This is a genomic window from Microcystis sp. M_OC_Ca_00000000_C217Col, assembly GCF_007095585.1.
GTDB lineage: Bacteria > Cyanobacteriota > Cyanobacteriia > Cyanobacteriales > Microcystaceae > Microcystis > Microcystis panniformis.
On the sequence record NZ_SFBV01000008.1, the window covers coordinates 1 to 20,488 of the forward strand.

Below are 20,488 nucleotides of genomic sequence, written 5' to 3' on the forward strand. Positions count from 1 at the left end.
TATTTATGAATGTCTGAATGATGCCCATCTGAAACATAAAAAAGAACTGGATTCCTTGCTGACTCTACGATTTCAGAAGTTTAATAAATCTCAGATTATGAACGTCTAAAGTATATCAGCAGCTGCGTGTAAGCATCCCACCGAAAAGCTCATGCGCTCCGGGGTTTGGGTAGGGTTGATTCATGAATCAACCCTACCCAAACGGGTGGTTTGGGGGATAGAACCCCCCAAAAGCTGGGATTGAGCGATAAAACCGAAAGTAATGCCCGATCTTAGCCAAGAGTTTCCCCGTAAAAATCCCAATTGGTAGATTTACAAAAATGAGATGCACCCAGCGAGTGGAACGAACCACAAAGACACAAAGGACACAAAGATTGATCGCTCCTATATAAGTTAAACTGGTCGCAACGCGCTCGCTACGCGAGATCACACAAAGAATGGCTCTTCTGGTTTCTGTGTGGAAACGAGGTCTATACTGATAGAATATCCGCAAAATAGCCCTAAAAGTCTTGCCCAATAAGCATTTCACGACTCCATAAGCAAAAATTATCACACAGAGAAAAGACTATACTGAAAATAATCAGCAGATCAGCACTTGATTTATAAGAGAAGCAAGATGAGAAAAAAATCTTTGTGGGTGGGATTATTAGTGGGATTTTGGTTTTGTCTGACTTGGATGGCATGGACACCCACAGCAGCCGCCTTTAGCGAAGAACAAAAATTATTACTACAATCTTGGCGATTAGTCAACCAATCTTATTATGATGACACATTTAATCATCAAAACTGGTGGCAGGTGCGGGAACAATTCATCAAAAAACCCCTCAACGATCGGACGGCGGCCTATAATGCGATCGAACAGATGTTAGCCACCCTCGATGAACCCTTTACCCGTCTCCTGCGACCGGATCAATACCATAACCTACAAATTAGCACCACGGGGGAATTATCGGGGGTAGGACTGCAAATTAATATCAATCCCGATAATGGTTACTTAGAAGTAGTTGCCCCCCTTGCCGGTTCTCCTGCTGAGGCCGCTGGTTTAACTAGCCACGATCGCATTTTGTTTATTGATGGTATCGATACCACTACTTTAACCCTCGATGCGGCGGCGGCCAAAATGCGCGGGACCGCCGGAACAGAAGTTTCCTTAGTCATTCTTCCCTATCAAAAAAGTCAACCAAAAACCCTATCTTTAACCCGTCAACGCATTTCTTTAAGTCCAGTGGTAGCGGTTTTAGATAAAAATTCTAGTTCCTTGCCCATCGGTTATGTGCGCTTAAATCAATTTAGTGCTAACGCTGCCAAAGAAGTCTCGGAAGCTGTGACGAACCTACAAAAACAAGGAGCCAAGGGTTATATTTTAGATTTAAGAAATAACCCCGGTGGTTTACTGCAAGCGGGCATAGAAATCGCTCGGATGTGGATTAATCAGGGAACGATCGTTTATACGGTTAATCGCGAGGGAATTGCCGATAGTTTTGCCGCTTCTGGTAATGCTTTAACCGACTCGCCTTTAGTCGTTTTAGTCAATCAGGGAACCGCCAGTGCCAGCGAGATTTTAGCTGGAGCATTACAGGACAATCAACGGGGAGTTTTAGTGGGAGAAAAGACTTTCGGTAAGGGATTAATTCAGTCCCTATTCGAGTTACCCGATGGGGCAGGATTAGCGATTACCGTCGCCAAATATGAAACTCCCGCCCACCATGATATTCATAAGTTAGGAATTATCCCCGATCAAGTGGTGGCACAGGAACCGATCACCTATGAGGAAATCGGCACCGAAAAAGATAGTCAATACCAAACGGCGATTCAGTTTTTAAACCAGAACACCGTTTTAGCCAAAGCTTCCTAAAGTGGGGTTTTCAGTTATCAGTTACCAGTTATCAGTTACCAGTTATCAGATGCGAGTTTTCAGGATTCTTCGTTACTTGGTATAGTTCGATCGGGGGGCATAAATCGACTAAATCCTTATCTGGCAAGAGACTTAATTGATTAGTTCGCTCTAGACAAAAACAATTGACAAAAATCGCCAAATGCCTTTTTACATAAGGGTTCCATCCCTTATAAACCCCGTCCATTGCATAACACAAACCGAAGAGCCATTTAGGGGTTTAGGGGTTTAGGGAAATTTCAGCCAAATGCTCTACTTCCCCACTTCCCACTTCCCACTCCCCCACACCCCACACCCCACACCCCAGTTCCCACTTCCCCACACCCGACGGCATAAATCGAACAAATTAGCCATTTTTTCCATCAATATCTAAATTAAGATGAAAACCTGTTTGATTTGGAGAGAATGCTAACATCGATTAGAATTTTCCCAGTCCGGGTTTTTCAACCTTGCAACCTTAACTCATCCTTGATCTTACCGCCATGCAGAGATATATTCGATCGCCCCTAGCCCTAACCCTGAGTATTAGCCTCTTAGCTAATTTTTTAACCGCTTGTAATAATGCCCAAACCCCGAATAACAACGCCTCTAGTCCCACCACCACTGCCCCCGGTGATGAGGGCTTAAAATTAGGAGCATTACTGCCCATTACTGGAGATTTAGCCGCTATTGGTCAAAATATGCCCGAAGCAGCCGCCCTAGCGGTGGAGACTATCAATGCCTGTGGTGGAGTCAATGGCAAACCCGTCACCCTCGTGAAAGAAGATGACCAAACCGATCCCGCTGCTGGTGCTTCAGCGATGACAAAACTAGCGGAGGTGGATAAAGTAGCCGGTGTGGTCGGTTCCTTTGCCAGTAGCGTCTCAGGAGCAGCCGTCGATGTGGCGGTGAGAAAGAAAGTTATGTTAGTCTCTCCGGGTAGCACCAGTCCTGTATTTACTGACAGGGCGAAAAAAGGCGATTTTCAAGGTTTTTGGGCGCGGACGGCTCCTCCGGACACCTACCAAGCTCAAGCTTTAGCGGTCCTAGCTAAGAAAAGGGGTTTTCAAAATGTGGCCACCGTCGTGATCAATAACGATTACGGAGTCGGATTTGAACGGGAATTCGTGAGCGCTTTCGATAAATTAGGCGGCACGATCACTAATAAGCAAAATCCCGTCCGTTATGACCCGAAAGCTGCCACTCTCGATAGTGAAGCGGCGGCTGCCTTCGCTAACCAACCGGATGCTGTAGCGGCAGTCCTTTACGCTGAAACGGGCAGTTTATTACTGCAAGCGGCCTATAAACAGGGGTTGACCAAAGGAGTTACTGTCCTCCTCACTGATGGGGTTTATTCGGAAGATTTCACCAAACAGGTGGGGAAAGGAACCGATGGTAAGTCAATTATTGCCGGCGCCCTAGGTACAGTCCCTGGGGCCGACGGTCAAGCTTTAAGCGCTTTTACTACTCTCTGGAAGGAAAAAACTGGCAAGGATGTCACCGCTTTTGTTCCCCATACTTGGGACGCGGGGATTTTATTGATGTTAGCAGCCGAGGCGGCTAAATCTAACACTGGTGAAGGGATTCAAAGCAAGATTCGTGAGGTGGCTAACGGTCCGGGGACGGAAGTAACCGATGCTTGTCAAGCCATGGAAATGATTCGCAAAGGCGAGGATATTAACTATCAGGGGGCCAGTGGCAATGTGGATATCGATGAAAATGGCGATGTGGTCGGTAGTTACGATGTCTGGACTGTTAAGGATGACGGCACTCTCAAGGTTATCGATAAGGTGACACCCAATCAGTAATTAGGGTATGCTGAAAAAGTTTTTCAGCATACCCTCAGTAAGGCTCTGAGGGGAATGTTTCTAGCTCCCACCAAATCAGCATCAAGTTTACCCTTCCCTACCGCTCAACGAGTCTGGGTAGGGAATCTCTGGGATATTCGTGGAAATAATCTTGATTAAAGTCTCTGGTCTTGATTTTGGGGATAACTGGGGAATAGATCTCTGGGGAAATCCTCGGCACTTAAACAGGTTTGTAAAGCTTGGGAGGGATTATTTTTGTCCACACCACGACTGACAGCGATAACGCACTCGGAAAAGCGACCGGGTAATAAACTTTGACGACAGGAATCTAAAATCTGTTTAGAAATCCCTAATTTATCGGGTTCCTTGGCTGTTTCCGTTTGTTTGAGGGAATTAGTGGCAAATAAGGGGGCAGCGCGATGGATATCGACCACACAATTACCTAGGTCGATGGGACGACGCACTTGAAAACAAGCTTGCAGAGCCAGATTACCATCGATCGGGGTTTTGGATTTAATCATCGCCACACAGCGGGATAATTCTTTAGGAATTAATGCTTCTGAACAAGCGGTGGCGGCATCTTGGGGACTGACTCCCGTGCCGACAATCTGACTGATACAGGCACTAAATTGATTATTGTTGCCAAATGCGATCGCTGTTCGGTTCATTTCTACTAAGCCAAGGGAAATAGTAGCGATCGCGCTCCAACTAGCAATTTTTTTAATATGGTTTTTCATCGTTCGCTCACACCGAGGATTTTAAGGCTAACTGGCCTTGATTTTAACAGATTCACGGGCAATGGGGGAATGGGGAGATGGGGAGATGGGGAGATGGGGTAGGGTTGATTCATGAATCAACCCTACCTTGAATCAACCCTAGGGAGATGGGGGGATAGGGAATGGGGAAATTCAACTAATACCCCAAAACCCTAACACCCAACCCCCAAAACCAAAGAGCCAAAATTAGTATTCTGGTACAGAAGAATCGACTTCGCGACTCCAGGCGCTGATGCCACCTTTGACGTTAATTCCTTCGATACCTGCCTCTTTGAGGATAGCGAGGGCTTTAGCGGAACGTCCCCCCATCTTACAATGGGCGATAAGACGATAACCGTTGACTAATTCCTTAATTTTGGGAATTGCCGCACCATTTTCGATATCGGGTAGGGGAATTAATACCGAGTTGGGGATATTAGCGATTTGGTACTCGTTGGGATTACGCACATCGATGAGAATGTAATCATTGGCATTGCTGTCAAGTAGTTCCTTTAACTCTACTACGGTAATTTCTGTCATTTTTTGCTGTTCTGCTGCTTCTTGTGCTTTTGCTTGCGGAATACCGCAGAATTGTTCGTAATCAATTAATTTTTCAATGACGGGACGGATGGGATTCGGACGCAATTTTAACTCGCGGAATTTCATTTCCCAAGCATTGTAGAGCAGTAAACGACCACTGAGGGTATCCGGAGCGCCAAGGATAATTTTAATGGCTTCTGTGGCTTGAATTGTGCCGATTACTCCGGGTAAAACCCCTAAAACGCCGCCTTCCGCACAGGAGGGAACCATCCCCGGTGGTGGCGGTTCGGGATAGAGATCGCGGTAGTTGGGACCGCCTTGGTAGTTAAAAACGGTTGCCTGTCCTTCAAAGCGGAAAATTGAGCCATAGACGTTGGGTTTGTCGAGAAGAACACAAGCATCATTAGTCAGATAACGGGTGGGGAAATTATCCGTCCCGTCGATGATTACATCATAGGGGGCTAAAATGTCAAGGGCATTTTCGGAACTTATGCGGGTTTCGTACAAATCCACCTGACAATAGGGGTTAATTTCTAGAATTCTGTCCTTAGCGGAAACAATTTTCGGTTTACCTACCCAGGAAGTGCCGTGAATAATTTGACGTTGCAGATTGGAACTATCGACGATATCGAAGTCAACAATACCGATTCTACCGATGCCAGCCGCCGCTAGATAGAGTAAAAGCGGGGAACCGAGTCCCCCGGTGCCGATGCAGAGAACACTGGCGGCTTTTAGTTTTTTTTGACCTTCTAAGCCCACTTCGGGCAGAATAATGTGTCGAGAGTAGCGTTGAACCTCCTCTTTGGAAAGTTCGATCGCCGCGAGATTAGGATTTAGCATAGATTGGGTAAATAGTGAAACCTGACTCGATTCGGGCAAGAATTTCGTCTCAGCACGGTTTAGAGACAAAAATCAGGAAGACTCGATCGCTTCCTGGATTTTCAATTCTTTCTATGCCTATGATAGTGTGAGGGTCTGGCTCCCTGTTGTTAATATTAGTTAACTTTCCCCTGCTACTTGGGCGCGGTATTCACTAGCGGAGAGGGTATCAGCCAAGGCAGTATCGGGATTTTCTACCCGCACTTTTAATAACCAACCCTCCCCGTGGGGATCATCGGCAATTAATTCGGGGGAGTCAATCATCGCTTGATTGCGATCAACTACGGTCCCCGAGACGGGAGGATAAAGATCTTCTACCGCTTTTACCGATTCGATCGTGCCGAAACTACTACCTACTTCTAGCGCTTCTCCCAATTCGGGCAATTCTAGAAACACGATATCACCCAATTGATCGACGGCAAAAGCACTAATTCCCAAGGTAGCGATTTCACCTTCGAGTCTGACGTATTCGTGGGTTTCTAGGTATCTCAAATCCTCGGGATATTCCAGTTCCATCGTCTGTCTCTAAATATTTACAGCATCAGTTAGTTTACTAGATCTCTTGGGGAAAATGTTCATCGGCTAGGGCTGTTTTATTGCCGATCGCTACCTAGACAAAATTAATTACACCGATCGAACCCTGATTAAACAGCTAGAATTGGTCTAGGTTGATCGGGGAACACCGGAACACTGGAACAATAACCGGTTTAAATACCTCCTAGCCTACTTAAGTAGGGAGGCACAATTATTTGTAGGATGGGTTAGCGGTAGCGTAACCCATGCGGGCGTTGGGTTTCATGCTTCAACCCAACCTACGTTCATCTTATATTTAATTCCACCCACCCACTCAAACCATAAGAGCCTTTTTTGAGCCAAAAACCATCGCTGTGGTGGGATTTAATCGCCAAAATCCCCAACTTGATCGCACTCTTTTACATAATCTCCATCATAATCCCGGTCAGCACCGCCTTTATCTAGTTAATCCTCACCCCGAAAACTGGCTCGATCTTCCCACCTATAGCAGTTTAGAGGATATCCAGGCGGCGATCGATCTGGTAATTATCACCGCCCCCGCTCCCGAAATTCCCGCTATTATCGCCCAATCTGTCGAAAAACAGGTTAAATGCGCCCTGATTCTCTCCACGGGTTTTCGGGAAACTGGACAGACAGGGGAAAATTTACTTAGGGAAATTAAAGCGATCGCTGGTCAAAAATTACGCATAATCGGTCCCCATAGCTCAGGAATCTGCAATATAAGCCAAAATCTTAACGCCACCTTTTCCCCCATCCTGCCGAAAACCGGTTCAATTGCCCTGATTAGTCAAAGTGGGGCGATCGCTGCTGCCGTGCTTGATTGGAGTTTAAGCGAAAATGTCGGTTTTAGTCACTTTATCTCCCTCGGAGTCCTTTTAGATGTGGATTGGGGCGAATTACTCTATTATTTAGGAGACGATCCCCAAACCAAAAGCATCGTTATCTACTTGGAATCCCTGAATAATGCCCGCTCTTTTCTGTCCTCAGCCCGAGAAGTTGCCCTAAATAAACCAATTATCGCCATTAGTCGCCACAGTACCGACTTTGACCCCACTTCTCTTTCCCATGCTGGCAAATTAACCAGCGATCAGCTAACTCTCTCCGCTGCCTTTGCTCGCTGTGGCATCGTGGAAGTACAAAGACTGGCCGATCTCTTGAATATCACGCAAGTTTTAGCGAAAATTCCCCGATTTCCCCGGGGAAAACGCTTGACAATCATCAGCAATGGTTTTGCTCCCGCTCTTTTAGCGGCCTCGGCTTTACTGGCGGAAGATGGACAACTGGCAACCCTTACCCCCGCAACGATCGGAAAACTAGCGCCTCTTGTTCCCACGGATATCGTCCCCCAAAATCCCATCGATCTGCGTCGCGGCAGCGATCCCGATAGCTACGCTCGCGCCCTAGAGATCGCTTTAGCGGATGCACATACCGACGCGGTGTTGATGATTCTCTCGCCTCGCTTTAACACCGATCTGCGAGAAATTGCCTTTAGAATCGCTTCAATCGCTCAAAATAGCAAAAAACCCATTTTAGCAAGTTTGATGGGGGGAGAGGGCATTGCAGAGGGAGTAGCGTTATTAAATCAGCAGGGTATCCCCACCTATCGCTATCCCGATTCGGCCGCCAGGGTGTTTAATTTGCTCTGGAAATATGAAGAGAATCTGCGCGGTCTTTATCAAACGCCAATTTTAACCAATTCTCAGGAAAATGGCTCCGATCGAGTTTTAGTGAGCCAGATTATCGAGCAAGCAGGGGATAGAACAATTCTCAGTGAGCCAGAGTCTTTAGATATACTGAAAGCTTATGGAATCCCTGTTATTGTCACTAAAATTGCCGAAAGTGCCGCAGAAGCAGTTAATCTCGCTGAATCTCTCGGTTATCCCGTGGTGATGAAACTGTATTCGAGGACGATTATCCATAAAAGTGCGGTGGGTGGGGTACAATTGCCGCTTTTTTCCCCTAGGGCAGTGGTACAAGCATATCAGGCGATCGAAGCTAATATTAGCGCACAAGTGGGTGGGGAGCATTTTCTCGGAGTGATTATTCAACCGATGTTAGAAATCGATCGAGGATATGAGTTAATTATCGGCTCTAATTACGATGATCAGTGCGGACCGGTGATAATTTTTGGTACTGGTGGCCGTTTAGTCGATATTTTTCAAGATTACGCCACCGCTCTACCTCCTTTAAATACTAATCTCGCTCGCCGACTTTTAGAAAAAACCAAGATTTATCGGGCTTTTCAGGGGCTAAATGGGCTTAAATCGCTTAATTTAGCGAATTTGGAGCAAATAATCGTGAGATTTAGTCACTTGGTTAGTGAACAACCTCGCATTAAAACTATCGATATTAATCCCTTTTTTGCCGATTCAGAGCAATTAATCGCCCTTTCCGCTTCTATCCTTCTTCATCCTCCAACTACACCCCCAGAAAAGTTATCTCATCCGGCGATTCGTCCCTATCCCGAACATTATATAGAACCTTGGACGACGAAAAGAGGCTTAAAAGTGCTAATTCGTCCAATTCAGGCAGCAGATGAGCCTTTAGTGCGACAATTTCACCATTATCTCTCGGAAGAAACCATTTATTATCGTTATTTTCATCTTGTCAATCTCGATCGCCAAACCGCTTATGATCGTCTTACGCGCATTTGTTTTATCGATTATGATCGAGTAATGAGCTTAGTGGTAGAGATTAATAAAGATCAGACGGAAGAGCCAGAAATTATCGCTATAGGACGCTTAAATAAACTGCATGGCGTTAATGTGGCGGAATTTGACCTATTAGTTAGGGATGACTATCAAGGTCAAGGAATTGGTACAGAGTTACTACGTCGCTTGGTTACTATTGGCAAAAAGGAAGGATTAGAGGGAATTGAAGGGGAAATTTTAAGGGATAACCGTGCTATGCAGATGATAGCCGCCAAAGTAGGGTTTTCTCTCTATAAAACTGCCGATTTTGTCAAAGCGGAACTTGAATTATGAAGCCTTTTTGACAAGCTGATCACTAATTCTCTGGCTGAATTGTTTGGGCTAATCCTTGCTCTAAAGTAAAGGGAGGTTGCCAATTCAGGGTTTTTTGAATATAGCTAGAGTCAACGGCAAGAGAACCAAGCAAGCGATCGATATTATAGCTGTTAAAAGGGAGATTTTTCCCTGTTATAGATTCTACCCTATCACCCAGATAACCTAAGAATCTAAGTAAGGTAGTGGGGACGGGTAGCAATTGACAGGGTTGTTGAATTCGTTGAGCAATAAGTCGAATTAATTGGGGAGTCGAAACAGCTTGGTTATCGCTAATTAAAAAGATTTGATTAGCGGCATTAGGATGATCTAAACAGGTAATAATGGCAGCAACTAAGTTACCCACAAAGACAAAACTACGACGATTTTTGATCGCACCAAAAGGTAAAGGTAATCCCCGTTTAATTAGTTTCATCAAGCGCTCCATATTAGCACGATTGCCTAGTCCGTAAACTAGAGTAGGACGAAGGATCGTCCAAGTCATGTCACTATCTTTTGCTAGTTCAATTAAAGCTTGTTCTGCTTGCAGTTTACTACGACCATAGGGACTATCAGGGTGACAGGGAGAATTTTCGTTAAGAATATTATCACTTTCGGCAGCCATAGCATGAATAGAACTGACAAAAATAAAGTGCTTAACTCCCGCTTTTAGCGACTGCTTCACTAGGTTAATAGTCCCCTTAGTGTTAACTTTTATAAATGCTGCTTCTGGATTGGATATAGTCTCATGAAGGATATGAGCGCGTCCTGCTAGATGAATAACGGTATCAATGCCTAGCAATGCTTCTTGCCAATCGGTCGTATCATCAATTTCACCCACCTGAATGGCCTTAATTGACAGGGATGCAGGAAACTCAAATTTCTGGCGAATTGCAGCTGTTATCTGGCAGTTATGTTGATGTAAAATTGGCAGTAAGTGGCTGGCAATAAAGCCGGTAGAACCTGTAACTAAAACGTTTTTCATTATTAATTATTCAATTAAGTTTAGTAAAGTTTCCAACCATGTTTATTGAAAAAATACACAGCCGATTGAGCAAAAACTATTGCCAGTTTAGTAGAGTTGTGCGCTCCTCTTGCCCAATGATGATAAATATTTACATGGGGGTAAAGTATGGTTTTGTATTTTTTAGACATTCTAAGGGTCAAATCATAATCTTCAAAATACATGAACATATTTTTATCAAAATAGCCAATATCATCTAAATATTTTCTGTTAAATAGCATAAAACAACCACTAATAATCGGTACTTCCATTATCTGGTTATAGCTAATATCTCGCATTTCATACCAGTCCAATCTCTTTTTGAAAAGAAATTGCATTTTTTTAGGAATAAAACGTCTAATAAATAAGGTTAAAACTGTGGGTTGACGCTTACAAAGGTATTGGATGTCCCCATTAGGGTAAGATATTTTTGGAGTAATCAATCCCACATCTTGATGTTTATCGAGGTAGTGAATAAGTTCAGTTATCACATTATTATCAAAATAAACATCTGGATTAATAACTAAATGATAATCATAATTTTTAGCCCTAGTAATAGCTAGGTTATGTCCTTGACCAAAACCAACATTATTACCATCATTGAAGTAATAATCCATATCGTATTCCTGAAAATTATCAAAGATTTTTTTGAGTTCATCGGTGGGAGAATTATCTACTACTGATAAATTAATTTCTATGGGTGTGCTGAACAGAGATTTAATTGCTTGAATAACTATCTCTGGGTCATTTTTGTAAAGGACAAGGGAGGCAGTAAGTTGCATAAGTATCTAAAGCTATCTTTTACTAAAAAGAGTATCCAAACAATTCTATATCTTCCTTGAGATGTTCACTAATAATATTTTTAGTTTCTTCGTTATAATAACTCCTGTAGTCTCGCTGACGTTGAGGATTTTGATTGACGGTTGCTAGTTTTACTTCTGGTAACTTAAGCAATTCTAGTATTCTCTCATAGTCTTTTTGTCAAGTTTCAAATATAGTTAAAACATTCCCAGTCATTTAAGATAATTTTTCTCAGAGATTTCTCCAAAGACGACAACGCTACTTTGGGATTACGGATAAAAAGAGAGTTGTATTTGCAGGAAATTAACATTTTATTCTCATCTCCAGTTGATTTTTTAGTGACAGTCGTAGAACTATATTTTTTTTGCTATGATAACCTTCTGATCTTCAATTACATTGCGCGTCGAGTTTACTAGACGTATTTCAGCGTGAAAACCACAACTTTCTAACCGTTTAGTTATATCCAATCCGTAATTTCTGAAGGCAAGAACTCTTCCCTGTCCACGAATTTGATCGCCATGATACTCCGGCTCAAGTTGATGTATGATAGTCCCATCAGGCTGTAAGAAACATCTTTCAACTGTCTTCGGTTTATCTGATAAAGGCACGGTAAAGATAAAGTATCCATCTTTTTTTAGGACTCTGTAAATTTCAGAAAAACCCTTGCTGTCATCAGGAATATGCTCAAAAACTTCGGTAGAAGTCACTAAATCAAAAGATTCGTCGTTGAGAAGAAGATTTTGAACGTCTTGACAGACAACAGAGTTCTTCATCAATCCTAGAGGTACATCATCAAAGTATTCAGAAAAGTATAAATTTTTAAATTTACCCTTTAAGAATTTATACAAAGCTCCGCGAGAAGACAACTCGTAAACAGAGGTACTGGTTGAAAAGTTTAGAGATTCAATTGTCAAACCAACTGCTCTATGAATTTTAGTAGATCTACAGTTTAAACAACGAGTACCAAAATATCCTGGATGTATCCGAACCACCACAGAACCGCATAAATTACAAATCCCAATCATCTAAATAGAGCCTCCTTTTATTTTTATATATGGTTATAGTTCATAATTTTTAATTAGCATCAATTAATTTTTTGTACTCCTGATAGTAATTGTAACACATACTTTCCAAAGAAAAAAGTTTTTCTGCTTTTAACTTAGCCCGAGAAACTTTGTCTTTAATTTCATCTAACATAAGTATTTTGTTGTTCAAGTCATCTATATCATCAAGTTTGAAAAATGTCACTTCATTGTCGTCAAACATCTCTCGAAATGTCGGAATATCAGAACAGATAATTGGAATTCCTAAACTGGCAGCTTCAACTAATGCAATACCAAATCCCTCTGAACGAGATGGAAAAATAAAGACATCACTTTCTAGGATAATTTCCCAGGGATTGTCTACAAATCCCAAAAAATAACACCTTTGTCCTACATCCAACTTGCTGGCTAAGAATTGTAAATTTTGAATATATTGAATATTAGAACCACCTATTAATGTTAGATGATATTGCTCATTTAACGCAAGAACTTTTAAAATTTGATCTATCCCTTTTCTAGCTCCTAAATTTGAGAGAGTTGAAATATTAGTCATATTTGATGATTTAATAGTTTGAACGCTATTAACTGAAATTCGAGGTACTCCATTATAAATTAGCTCTCCATCTTTTAACCCTATTTTTCTATAGTAGTTTTGTTGTACTCCAACTGTAAAAACCAGTCGATCAAATTTGCTTGAAACAAAATTCCATAGAGCATTATAAATCACTGATAAAGGCATTCCATATGAATACATTAGTTCTTCATGACGAAAACCATGAACTGTTGTAATTTTTTTTCCTCGAATTCTAGCCATATTTAGCCAGGTATAGCAATCTGGTTTCATTCCATGAGAATGGATAACATCAAATTCATTTAATTCATCATCAAACTTGACCAAAGATATCTTCTTTGTTGGAACCTCAACATTAAACTTGAAATTTCTTGATTTCGCATCTTTAAAGTAAAAAATTTTTACAAAACAATCTTTTAAGAGATTTTGAGCCAAAAGAAATGGAATTCTTGTCAGTCCACTATCTTCTAGACTGGGAACGATAAAAGCTACTTTCATATGAATAATAATTTACATTTTATACTTCTATTTGTTGACAATTATAGACTTTCGGTACTTTATGATGCTTAACCATCTACTATTGATAAGCTAAACCGAAGAACCAAAATTCTTAACAAAGGTAGTAATACGCAACTTCCTCTTTAAATACCTAATTAATACAACGCCAAGAGATATTAGTCTATCTATTGGTGATTGTTCTAAAACCTCGCTTCTCGCTCTAAACTCCTCCTTCAAGGCTAATTTTACATCTGAGGAGCGACCCCCCAGTAAATATTCAGCAGTGGCATAATCAAATTGTTTGGGTTTTGATACTTGAGTGAATCTGAGCCAGAGATGGTAATCCATAGCACATTTATAATCATTGTCAAACCCATTTACTTCTTCCATCAAAGCTCGTTCAGAAAAAACAGTTGGATGGGGAATTGTATTTACTATGTGAAGTAGTTTTTGACTAAATTTAGGGGGACAGAAACAACCCACTATAGTATCATCTGTGTGACTTCTCAATAGTTGATTACCAAAACACCATCGCCAGCCTTCTGAATTATAAGATGAAACCACTGACGACAGGGTTGTGTCAGCAGCAAATTTATCCCCTGCATGTAAGTGATTAATTAGAATTCCTGTCGCCAAACTTATCCCTTTATTCATAGCGTCAGAAATTCCTGCGTCTGGTTCGCTTACCCAATAATCAATTACTTCTTCATACTTGCGTATAATATCAACTGTACCGTCCGTGGAACCTCCGTCTATGATGATATATTCCACGTTATCATAAGTCTGGCTAATGATACTCTGAATTGTCTGCTCTAAGTGCTTTTCTCCATTAAAAACTACCGTTATAATAGTAACCAAAGGAACTGTAAATTTTTCCGATAACTCACTTGTCTCCCCGTAGGAGTGCTTGAAATATCCCTTTGTTCTTAATCCTCCTTCTCCCTTGCGTTCTAGATTTGCTGGAGATAATATTGGATATTGTAGGGGATCAGAAGTGAGCTTGCGAGTCGTGGAAAAGTTATGATTGAGATTAATTATTTTCATTGTTTTTTAGGGGCGAGTAATCTTTAAGCAATCATCCAGAAAGAACCGGGTAATCGATCTTTATTAAGTACCTAGGCAAAATTATTTACACATGACGATCATTGCCCCGTAAGGGTTTTAGCTCGATCGGGCAGGTAATTAATTTTGCATGACTACTTATAAGCATTGATATTCTCAAGAAACACAGAATTCTTATAATAAGATACCATAGATAAGGATGCCAACACTTCAAACTTTTTATTGAACTGTAGAAAAGTCTCTAAAAAGTATTGCTCGTTCCAGTATCGTGATTCTTTCAGATTCCATTCGATGGGATAATCATAGGGAAAAAATATATCGTGAATATGAACTAAGACTCCTGTTTGTAAACGGGGATAAACTTGAAGAAATTCAAACTCTACATCACTACCAGACTTAAATACATGACTAGAATCAACGAACAGAATATCATTGGTTTGCAGGGATTCAAAAACAGACAAATCTACGGCTTCTACTTTCTGGTTAAGCAAACTAAATTCTAGAAAATATTTACTAACATTAGCAAAGTCTTTTAAAAAATCTTGAGGATAAGGCTCGATCGAGATCAGTTGTGATTTTTGGGAATTTTCTATAAAATTCATTCTCAAAGCTGCGGCGATAATTTTAGTGCTACCACCCGAGCCAATTTCAATTACCCGATTAGGTTTTTTTTCTCTGACCATAGCATAAAGGACTTCTGCATCGCCACTAATGAGAGCAGAAGTATCTTCGGAATAACCAAACGCTGAAAAAATTTCTTTATTGTTAAATTCTAAAGCATATTTTTCTAGTAAATACTTAACCAGTTCAGTTTGCTTGTCTAGATGCCATTCAATTGAGCTAAGAGGCCTTTCTTTGCCCGCGTATGTCATAATTTCCTGACGGTTGGGTATGGGCTGATAAAAATGGTCAGTAATTAGGGTGTAGCCAATATTTCTTAAGAGGGGATTGAATATTTGTCTGGCTAGAGCAAATTTAATATTTTTTCTACCCTGTTCGGTTTGCATACGGTTAAGTAATTTTTTCAACATTGTCAACCTTTACACTACTAATATTTACTGTCATGTTTTTTCGTCAAAGCCAACTGGGAACTGGCATCCTTGATCAAACTATTACTAGCTGGTTGTTTCCTATTAAATCTTGACAAAATACTGATGCGGCAGCCTGTCACCCATAATGGGCAATTTAATTAACCAACCAGTTCAAGACCGGATTCAATGGGTATATTGGGTACATCTTACCCGATGATCAACTTCTTGTAAAGAAAAATTTTAACCAGCTAACACCAGAAAGCGAACAAGAGTTTTCTAAGGTTATTGGTTGTCTATGCTTGATGCTCCTATCCTATTAGCTTTCTGGAGAGTTATTGTACTTTGGCCGGTCAACATCTAGATTTATTCTGGCAAATCTCCAAAACGCTCTCGATAGCGTTGAAGCAATGCTTCCAAATCCTCAGCCCGCATTTTTTCCTGTTGGGCCCGCATTCTTTCCTGTTCGGCCCGCATTCTTTCCTGTTGGGCCCGCATTCTTTCCTGTTCAGCCCGCATTCTCTCTTGTTCAGCCCGCATTCTCTCTTGTTCAGTTAGCTCTGACTCCGTGGGCAGTAAATCGCCGGCAAAAGTCGCCCAACGCAGCCAAACTGCCTCGACTCCCTTATACTCCCCTTGCCAGCGTACCAAGGACAAACCCAGCCTTTGACTGAAAAATCTTTCTCCCATCTCTAGAGATAATGGCTCGTAGTTGCCGTCTCTAAGGATAAAACCCGCCCAGTCTTCAGGATTAAAGGGATCGTACCAGAAATATTCTGGCACTCGCAAACGGTCTTGATAGATTGCTTTCTTTTCAGTTTTATCCTGTGGAGCGGTACTTTCGGAAAGGAGTTCGATAACCACATCGGGAGCTTTCCCCTCTTGCCAAACCACCCAACTTTTTCTTTCCGCTTTGGGAACCCCCAGGACGGCAAAGAAATCGGGACCGCGAAATTCCTCGTTTTTTAACTGTGCGGCGCTGAAATAAACGAACATATTGCCGCCTACATAGCCATCTTCCCTAGCAGCTAACCAGGGCAACAAGGTATCTATGAGTATATCCATCTGGAGTTTATGTCGTTGGGTTTCCATGGGAACGCCGTCATCGCAGGGCAATTCATCTTGGGTGGGCAGTGAAAGTCGAGAAGGGGCAATAGTTGAAGTCATCGGAGTCACGCTGGTGATCAGACTTAAGGAGCTTTTTCCTCTAGCATTGGGGAAAATATCTAGGGGCTAGAATTGAGATGGGGCAAAACATCACGGCAATTATAGCCTAAATGTATTATTGCTCATTCTTCTCTTCTGAATGGAAATATAAGTGGACTCTATCTGATGTCCAAGTTGGAACCCCTGTTCCAAAGAAATCTTGATCTTCCGTCCAAATCGGGCAGTTAAAAAGAAGGGCGGTTGCTAAAATCGGCCAGTCATCAAGATCTCTTTGTTTTATGCGTTTTATGGCCTCTGATTGATGTTGACTATAGAGCGAAGCTGGCACAACCTCTACAATGTTCGACACGCGGCCGAATCCTTCTCTAACAAGTGCCAGATCAAGTCCTTTGGAAGCCGCTATTTTGGGAATGTATTCTTGTGCATCATCAAGACAGACATCGGGAGTTAGAAAACAAGCGTTGTCGCCGACAGATTGCATCAACCTCGCCACCTTCACCCCAAATACACTTCTTATGATGATATTAGCGTCGAGAACGACGAATTTGAGTCTCACTTGTCCAAATCCTTTCTCTGATTTGTTCTGTCAGCTTCACGCATCTGACGAAACTCACGAACAATATCGTCTTCGGAAATTCCCTTTTGACTTAACAGATACTCAAATTGAGCGGCCACCGCTTGTAAGGCAGCGATATCTGCGCTTTTACTCCCCTGTTTAACCGGGAAATAGAACCCAACAGTATGACCGTGACGTAGTACCTCAACGGGAGTCTCACCGTATATGTATTTAGGGAGTTCGCTCCGAAATTCTCGCACCCCAATTTTCTCAATGTCATGCTTATCCATAGTCTCTCTCGTTGTGTTCATACTGTGTACACAGTGTAGCACTATTTGAGAAGGGATATCAACAAATAAATTTGCTCATGTTTTACCATAGAGTAGTCACCCAACTTTTTCTTTCCGCTTTGGGAACTCCCAGGACAGCAAAAAAATCAGGACCGCGAAATTCCTCGGTTTTTAACTGTGCGGCACTGAAATAAACGAACATATTGCCGCCTACATAGCCATATTCCCTAGCAGCTAACCAGGGGAACAAGGCATCAATGAGGATATCCATCTGGAGTTTATGTCGTTGGGTTTCCATGGGAACGCCGTCATCGCAGGGCAATTCATCTTGGGTGGGCAGTGAAAGTCGAGAAGGGGCAATGGTTGAAGTCATGGTAGCTACGCTGGTGACTAGACTTATGGGGATTTTTCCTCTAGCACTAGGGAAAATATCTAGCCGCTAGAATTCAGACAGGGGCAAAATATTATGGTCATTATAGCCTAAATGTATTATTGCTCTTGCTCAAGATATCACTGTATAACTCTAAATATTTTTCTGCCTGTAACTCTAAAGTAAATTCTTGCTCCACTTTTTGCCTTGCCTGAATACACAATTTGTTATACCTTTCTCTATCTTCTAATACCCAATTAATTCCGCTTGCCAAGTCCTCCACCTCGAAGGGTTTGGCCAGATAACCATTCTCTTGATGTTCGATCATATCAGGCATTCCACCAATTTTAAAGGCCACAGAGGGAGTGGCACAGGCGAGAGCTTCCATGACTGTATTGGGAAGATTATCCTCAATTGAGGGAGCAACAAAAATATCGGCGGCGGCATAGACTAAAGCTAGGGAAATATCATCATTTAATCTGCCTAAATAATGGGTTTTCAGTCCAAAATCAGGCGGATTAATCGGTTCAGAGGCACCGAAGACCACTAACTCTAATTTATGCTGCCATATTTCCCCCTGACTAAGTTTTTTTAAAGCTGGTCTAAGCAGATGAAATCCTTTTCGGTTATCGCTGGTAGGACTCATAGCCCCAAAGAGAATAAGCTGTTTATCTTGGGGTAATCCTAAGAGATGGCGAGCAGTGTTTTTCTCGATTGGTTTATACTTTTGAATATCTAAGCCATTGGCAATTACTTCTATCCGTAAATCCTGGAATAGAGAACTATTTCTAGCGCAATCTGCTAACCATTGACTGGGGGTAACAATAGTCAGATTGAGATTTTTCCAAGCTTTGGCTTTTCGCCACCAAACCCAACGAGAAATATCCCCATCTTGCTGACTTTTTAGTTGAGGACAATGACCACAGGATTGGGTATAGCGATCACATTCTCCACTATAATGACAACCACCCGTAAAAGGCCACATATCGTGAGCCGTCCAAACAAGAGGTTGCTTAAATTTGGCTAGGGTTTCAATTTGTAAAAACCCGGCATTAATCCAGTGTAAGTTAATAATATCTGGACTAATTTGGGCTACTCTAGAAACAAGGCGATCGGGAAGCCATTGGATAGAATAAGGTGTTCTCTCTCTTTGAGAATATAATGACAAGGGCAAGTGATCAACAGTAGGTATTAGCTTTGTCCATCCCTTCATTAATTTACTTGCTGGCGATAAAACAGTATAGTCATCAGTCGTTTTATCATTAACTAGCATAGTCGCTGCTACACTGATCCGATGTAACCCTTTATGCAGACGATGAGCGGCTATAAAAGCCCCTCCTTGACTATCAGAATTACTTAGTAAACATACTTTCATAATTTAAATAACATCTTTTCTATTTACATAGTTTTCCTTATTCTAAGAGCGGTATTTATCAAAGTCAATAAAGTTAATGTTACGGATATCAAGACTTTAATTTTCAACTAATACGGCGGTTACTCTATCCATCTGGCACAGACAAATCCTTATTGGATAAGCCTTTCGGCGTGAAAAATGTACCAGAACAAACATGAATCCGCCGTAACACTCTGAAACTTTTAGTTTAAAAAAAGCCAAGGATCGTTGAATTACAGAGGAAATTCCCAGTCAGATAAAACTTCTGCTAGAATATGATCGAGTTTATCCACTGTATCTGGATGTAACTTTTCTAGATATTGACCAGTTTTACCAGAACGCTGATGTTTCATAACCTCTATCTTTTGAACTGGGTTAGCTTTTGTCGTTAATCGAGCAATTTCTTCTTGAGAAGGATTTAATTCTAAAAATTCGGCAATTCTCTCAATAAATTCTGGGGTTTGAGCCGTGAAAAAGTCATATTTTAAATAAATAGAGTTTTGAGCAGTATCTCGAAGATGCTTGTATTTGTCGTACAAAGGTACTACCCAAGTCTTCGATTCTTCCAGAACATATTGATCTATCCCCTGTTCTTGTAGTCTTTTCCTTCTTTCAAGAAACTCCTTCCTACTAATATCGTTCAGAGGTTCAGGATGGGTAAAAGCAAAGGAAAAATAAGCAGAGATAAGCACGTCTCTTGGATCTCTGAGAAAGAAAATATTTTTAAACTTATCTCTACCGGGAAAATCCAAAGGAACTCTTTGCGGCCCATATATTTTACCATGAAGAGAATAAAGGTCGCTGTAGGATTTTTCTAGGAAATTTTGGAGACAATCGATGTGAGGAGTGCCTAAATTAAATTTATTTCCCAAATGCCAGATGGCTCCAGCATAGTCCACCAATTCATAATCAGAATTTTTCAAGATTACACTAAATAATTGAGGCACAAAACTCGAAGCGCATTTATGAGTGGTGTAAAAGATAGCCGATTTGGGGTTTTCCGTATTTTTATAAACACTGATAATTTTTTTCTGCAATGTGACACTGTGAATTTTTGTCACAATTTTATGAGATAATTTGCTCAATAACATTACGAATAGCTCAAAAGCGTATATGATTTACAGATATAATAACACATAATTTATACTTTTGGAATGCCTATTGTAGGAAAATCCAAGTATAATTCAGATGATATTCCTGGACTTCCCCCGTATAAACATACTAGCTATGGCTAAAAGTCTTACAGAGCCTGAGTTCAAGCAATACAATACCAATGAACTACTGGACACAAAATCCTGAAGTTCTTACGCAGATA

At 41.4% G+C, this 20,488-nt stretch carries 19 protein-coding genes and 2 pseudogenes; 4 read left to right on the forward strand and 17 right to left on the reverse strand.

The genetic code is table 11. From position 1 onward, the window contains the following. A pseudogene (locus tag EWV66_RS00430) lies at positions 1–109 on the forward strand (IS630 family transposase); the annotation flags it as partial. Positions 110–193: 84 nt separating this feature from the next. On the opposite strand, the gene EWV66_RS00435 reads toward EWV66_RS00430, so the two are convergent. Further along, a complete protein-coding gene (locus EWV66_RS00435) occupies positions 194–430 on the reverse strand; it encodes a hypothetical protein (protein WP_287107510.1) in 237 nt (78 codons plus the stop codon). Positions 431–616: 186 nt separating this feature from the next. Here EWV66_RS00435 and ctpA point away from each other — a divergent pair, with 186 nt between their 5' ends. Both ctpA and EWV66_RS00445 read left to right on the forward strand, forming a co-directional pair. Further along, positions 617–1,855, forward strand: a complete 1,239-nt coding sequence (gene ctpA / locus EWV66_RS00440) for a carboxyl-terminal processing protease CtpA (RefSeq protein WP_002787753.1) — start codon at positions 617–619, stop codon at positions 1,853–1,855. A 521-nt stretch (positions 1,856–2,376) separates the two neighbouring features. Continuing rightward, a complete protein-coding gene (locus EWV66_RS00445; RefSeq protein WP_287107501.1) occupies positions 2,377–3,681 on the forward strand; it encodes an ABC transporter substrate-binding protein in 1,305 nt (434 codons plus the stop codon). A gap of 155 nt (positions 3,682–3,836) precedes the next feature. On the opposite strand, the gene EWV66_RS00450 is transcribed toward EWV66_RS00445, so the two are convergent. From EWV66_RS00450 to gcvH, 3 genes are all read right to left on the reverse strand, one after another. After that, a complete protein-coding gene (locus tag EWV66_RS00450; RefSeq protein WP_052275608.1) occupies positions 3,837–4,418 on the reverse strand; it encodes a hypothetical protein in 582 nt (193 codons plus the stop codon). Positions 4,419–4,643: 225 nt separating this feature from the next. Next, the gene (gene moeB, locus EWV66_RS00455) at positions 4,644–5,816 is read right to left on the reverse strand and encodes a molybdopterin-synthase adenylyltransferase MoeB (RefSeq protein ID WP_052275607.1); all 1,173 of its coding nucleotides are present in this window, start codon (positions 5,814–5,816) and stop codon (positions 4,644–4,646) included. Between the two features lie 159 nt (positions 5,817–5,975). Further along, the gene (gene gcvH, locus EWV66_RS00460; protein WP_002737085.1) at positions 5,976–6,371 is read right to left on the reverse strand and encodes a glycine cleavage system protein GcvH; all 396 of its coding nucleotides are present in this window, start codon (positions 6,369–6,371) and stop codon (positions 5,976–5,978) included. 338 nt (positions 6,372–6,709) lie between these two features. Between gcvH and EWV66_RS00465 the strand changes: the two genes are divergently transcribed. Further along, positions 6,710–9,373 (forward strand): bifunctional acetate--CoA ligase family protein/GNAT family N-acetyltransferase, encoded by a 2,664-nt coding sequence (locus EWV66_RS00465; RefSeq protein WP_287107511.1) that lies wholly within the window; start codon positions 6,710–6,712, stop codon positions 9,371–9,373. Between the two features lie 22 nt (positions 9,374–9,395). On the opposite strand, the gene EWV66_RS00470 is transcribed toward EWV66_RS00465, so the two are convergent. The 13 genes and pseudogenes from EWV66_RS00470 to EWV66_RS00530 all read right to left on the reverse strand — a co-directional run bounded on the left by EWV66_RS00470 (position 9,396) and on the right by EWV66_RS00530 (position 20,234). Continuing rightward, positions 9,396–10,376, reverse strand: a complete 981-nt coding sequence (locus tag EWV66_RS00470; protein ID WP_052275605.1) for an NAD-dependent epimerase/dehydratase family protein — start codon at positions 10,374–10,376, stop codon at positions 9,396–9,398. 20 nt (positions 10,377–10,396) lie between these two features. Then, the gene (locus EWV66_RS00475; protein ID WP_287107502.1) at positions 10,397–11,176 is read right to left on the reverse strand and encodes a glycosyltransferase; all 780 of its coding nucleotides are present in this window, start codon (positions 11,174–11,176) and stop codon (positions 10,397–10,399) included. 22 nt (positions 11,177–11,198) lie between these two features. Beyond that, entirely contained in the window at positions 11,199–11,348 is a 150-nt protein-coding gene (locus EWV66_RS00480; RefSeq protein ID WP_228009646.1) for a hypothetical protein, read from the reverse strand. 200 nt (positions 11,349–11,548) lie between these two features. Beyond that, positions 11,549–12,061: a class I SAM-dependent methyltransferase gene (locus EWV66_RS00485; RefSeq protein ID WP_287115871.1), complete on the reverse strand. Its 513-nt coding sequence runs from the start codon at positions 12,059–12,061 to the stop codon at positions 11,549–11,551. Positions 12,062–12,269: 208 nt separating this feature from the next. Continuing rightward, positions 12,270–13,307 carry a glycosyltransferase family 4 protein gene (locus EWV66_RS00490; protein ID WP_052275602.1) on the reverse strand — a complete coding sequence of 346 codons (1,038 nt, stop codon included), beginning with the start codon at positions 13,305–13,307 and terminating at the stop codon, positions 12,270–12,272. Between the two features lie 90 nt (positions 13,308–13,397). Further along, a complete protein-coding gene (locus EWV66_RS00495) occupies positions 13,398–14,351 on the reverse strand; it encodes a glycosyltransferase family 2 protein (RefSeq protein WP_052275601.1) in 954 nt (317 codons plus the stop codon). A 152-nt stretch (positions 14,352–14,503) separates the two neighbouring features. Then, positions 14,504–15,400 carry a class I SAM-dependent methyltransferase gene (locus tag EWV66_RS00500; protein WP_287115872.1) on the reverse strand — a complete coding sequence of 299 codons (897 nt, stop codon included), beginning with the start codon at positions 15,398–15,400 and terminating at the stop codon, positions 14,504–14,506. A gap of 363 nt (positions 15,401–15,763) precedes the next feature. Further along, positions 15,764–16,564 (reverse strand): Uma2 family endonuclease, encoded by an 801-nt coding sequence (locus EWV66_RS00505; protein WP_052275599.1) that lies wholly within the window; start codon positions 16,562–16,564, stop codon positions 15,764–15,766. 115 nt (positions 16,565–16,679) lie between these two features. Then, on the reverse strand, positions 16,680–17,120 hold the full coding sequence (locus tag EWV66_RS00510; RefSeq protein ID WP_052275598.1) for a PIN domain-containing protein: 441 nt from the start codon (positions 17,118–17,120) through the stop codon (positions 16,680–16,682). Further along, positions 17,117–17,410, reverse strand: a complete 294-nt coding sequence (locus EWV66_RS00515) for a hypothetical protein (RefSeq protein ID WP_052275597.1) — start codon at positions 17,408–17,410, stop codon at positions 17,117–17,119. The genes EWV66_RS00510 and EWV66_RS00515 overlap by 4 nt, the downstream gene beginning before the upstream one ends. Positions 17,411–17,507: 97 nt before the next feature. Next, positions 17,508–17,783 (reverse strand): annotated as a pseudogene (locus EWV66_RS00520) (Uma2 family endonuclease); the annotation flags it as partial. A 100-nt stretch (positions 17,784–17,883) separates the two neighbouring features. Beyond that, positions 17,884–19,155 carry a glycosyltransferase family 4 protein gene (locus tag EWV66_RS00525; protein ID WP_287107508.1) on the reverse strand — a complete coding sequence of 424 codons (1,272 nt, stop codon included), beginning with the start codon at positions 19,153–19,155 and terminating at the stop codon, positions 17,884–17,886. Positions 19,156–19,406: 251 nt separating this feature from the next. Continuing rightward, the gene (locus EWV66_RS00530; protein WP_287107509.1) at positions 19,407–20,234 is read right to left on the reverse strand and encodes a sulfotransferase domain-containing protein; all 828 of its coding nucleotides are present in this window, start codon (positions 20,232–20,234) and stop codon (positions 19,407–19,409) included. Positions 20,235–20,488: the final 254 nt, after the last annotated feature.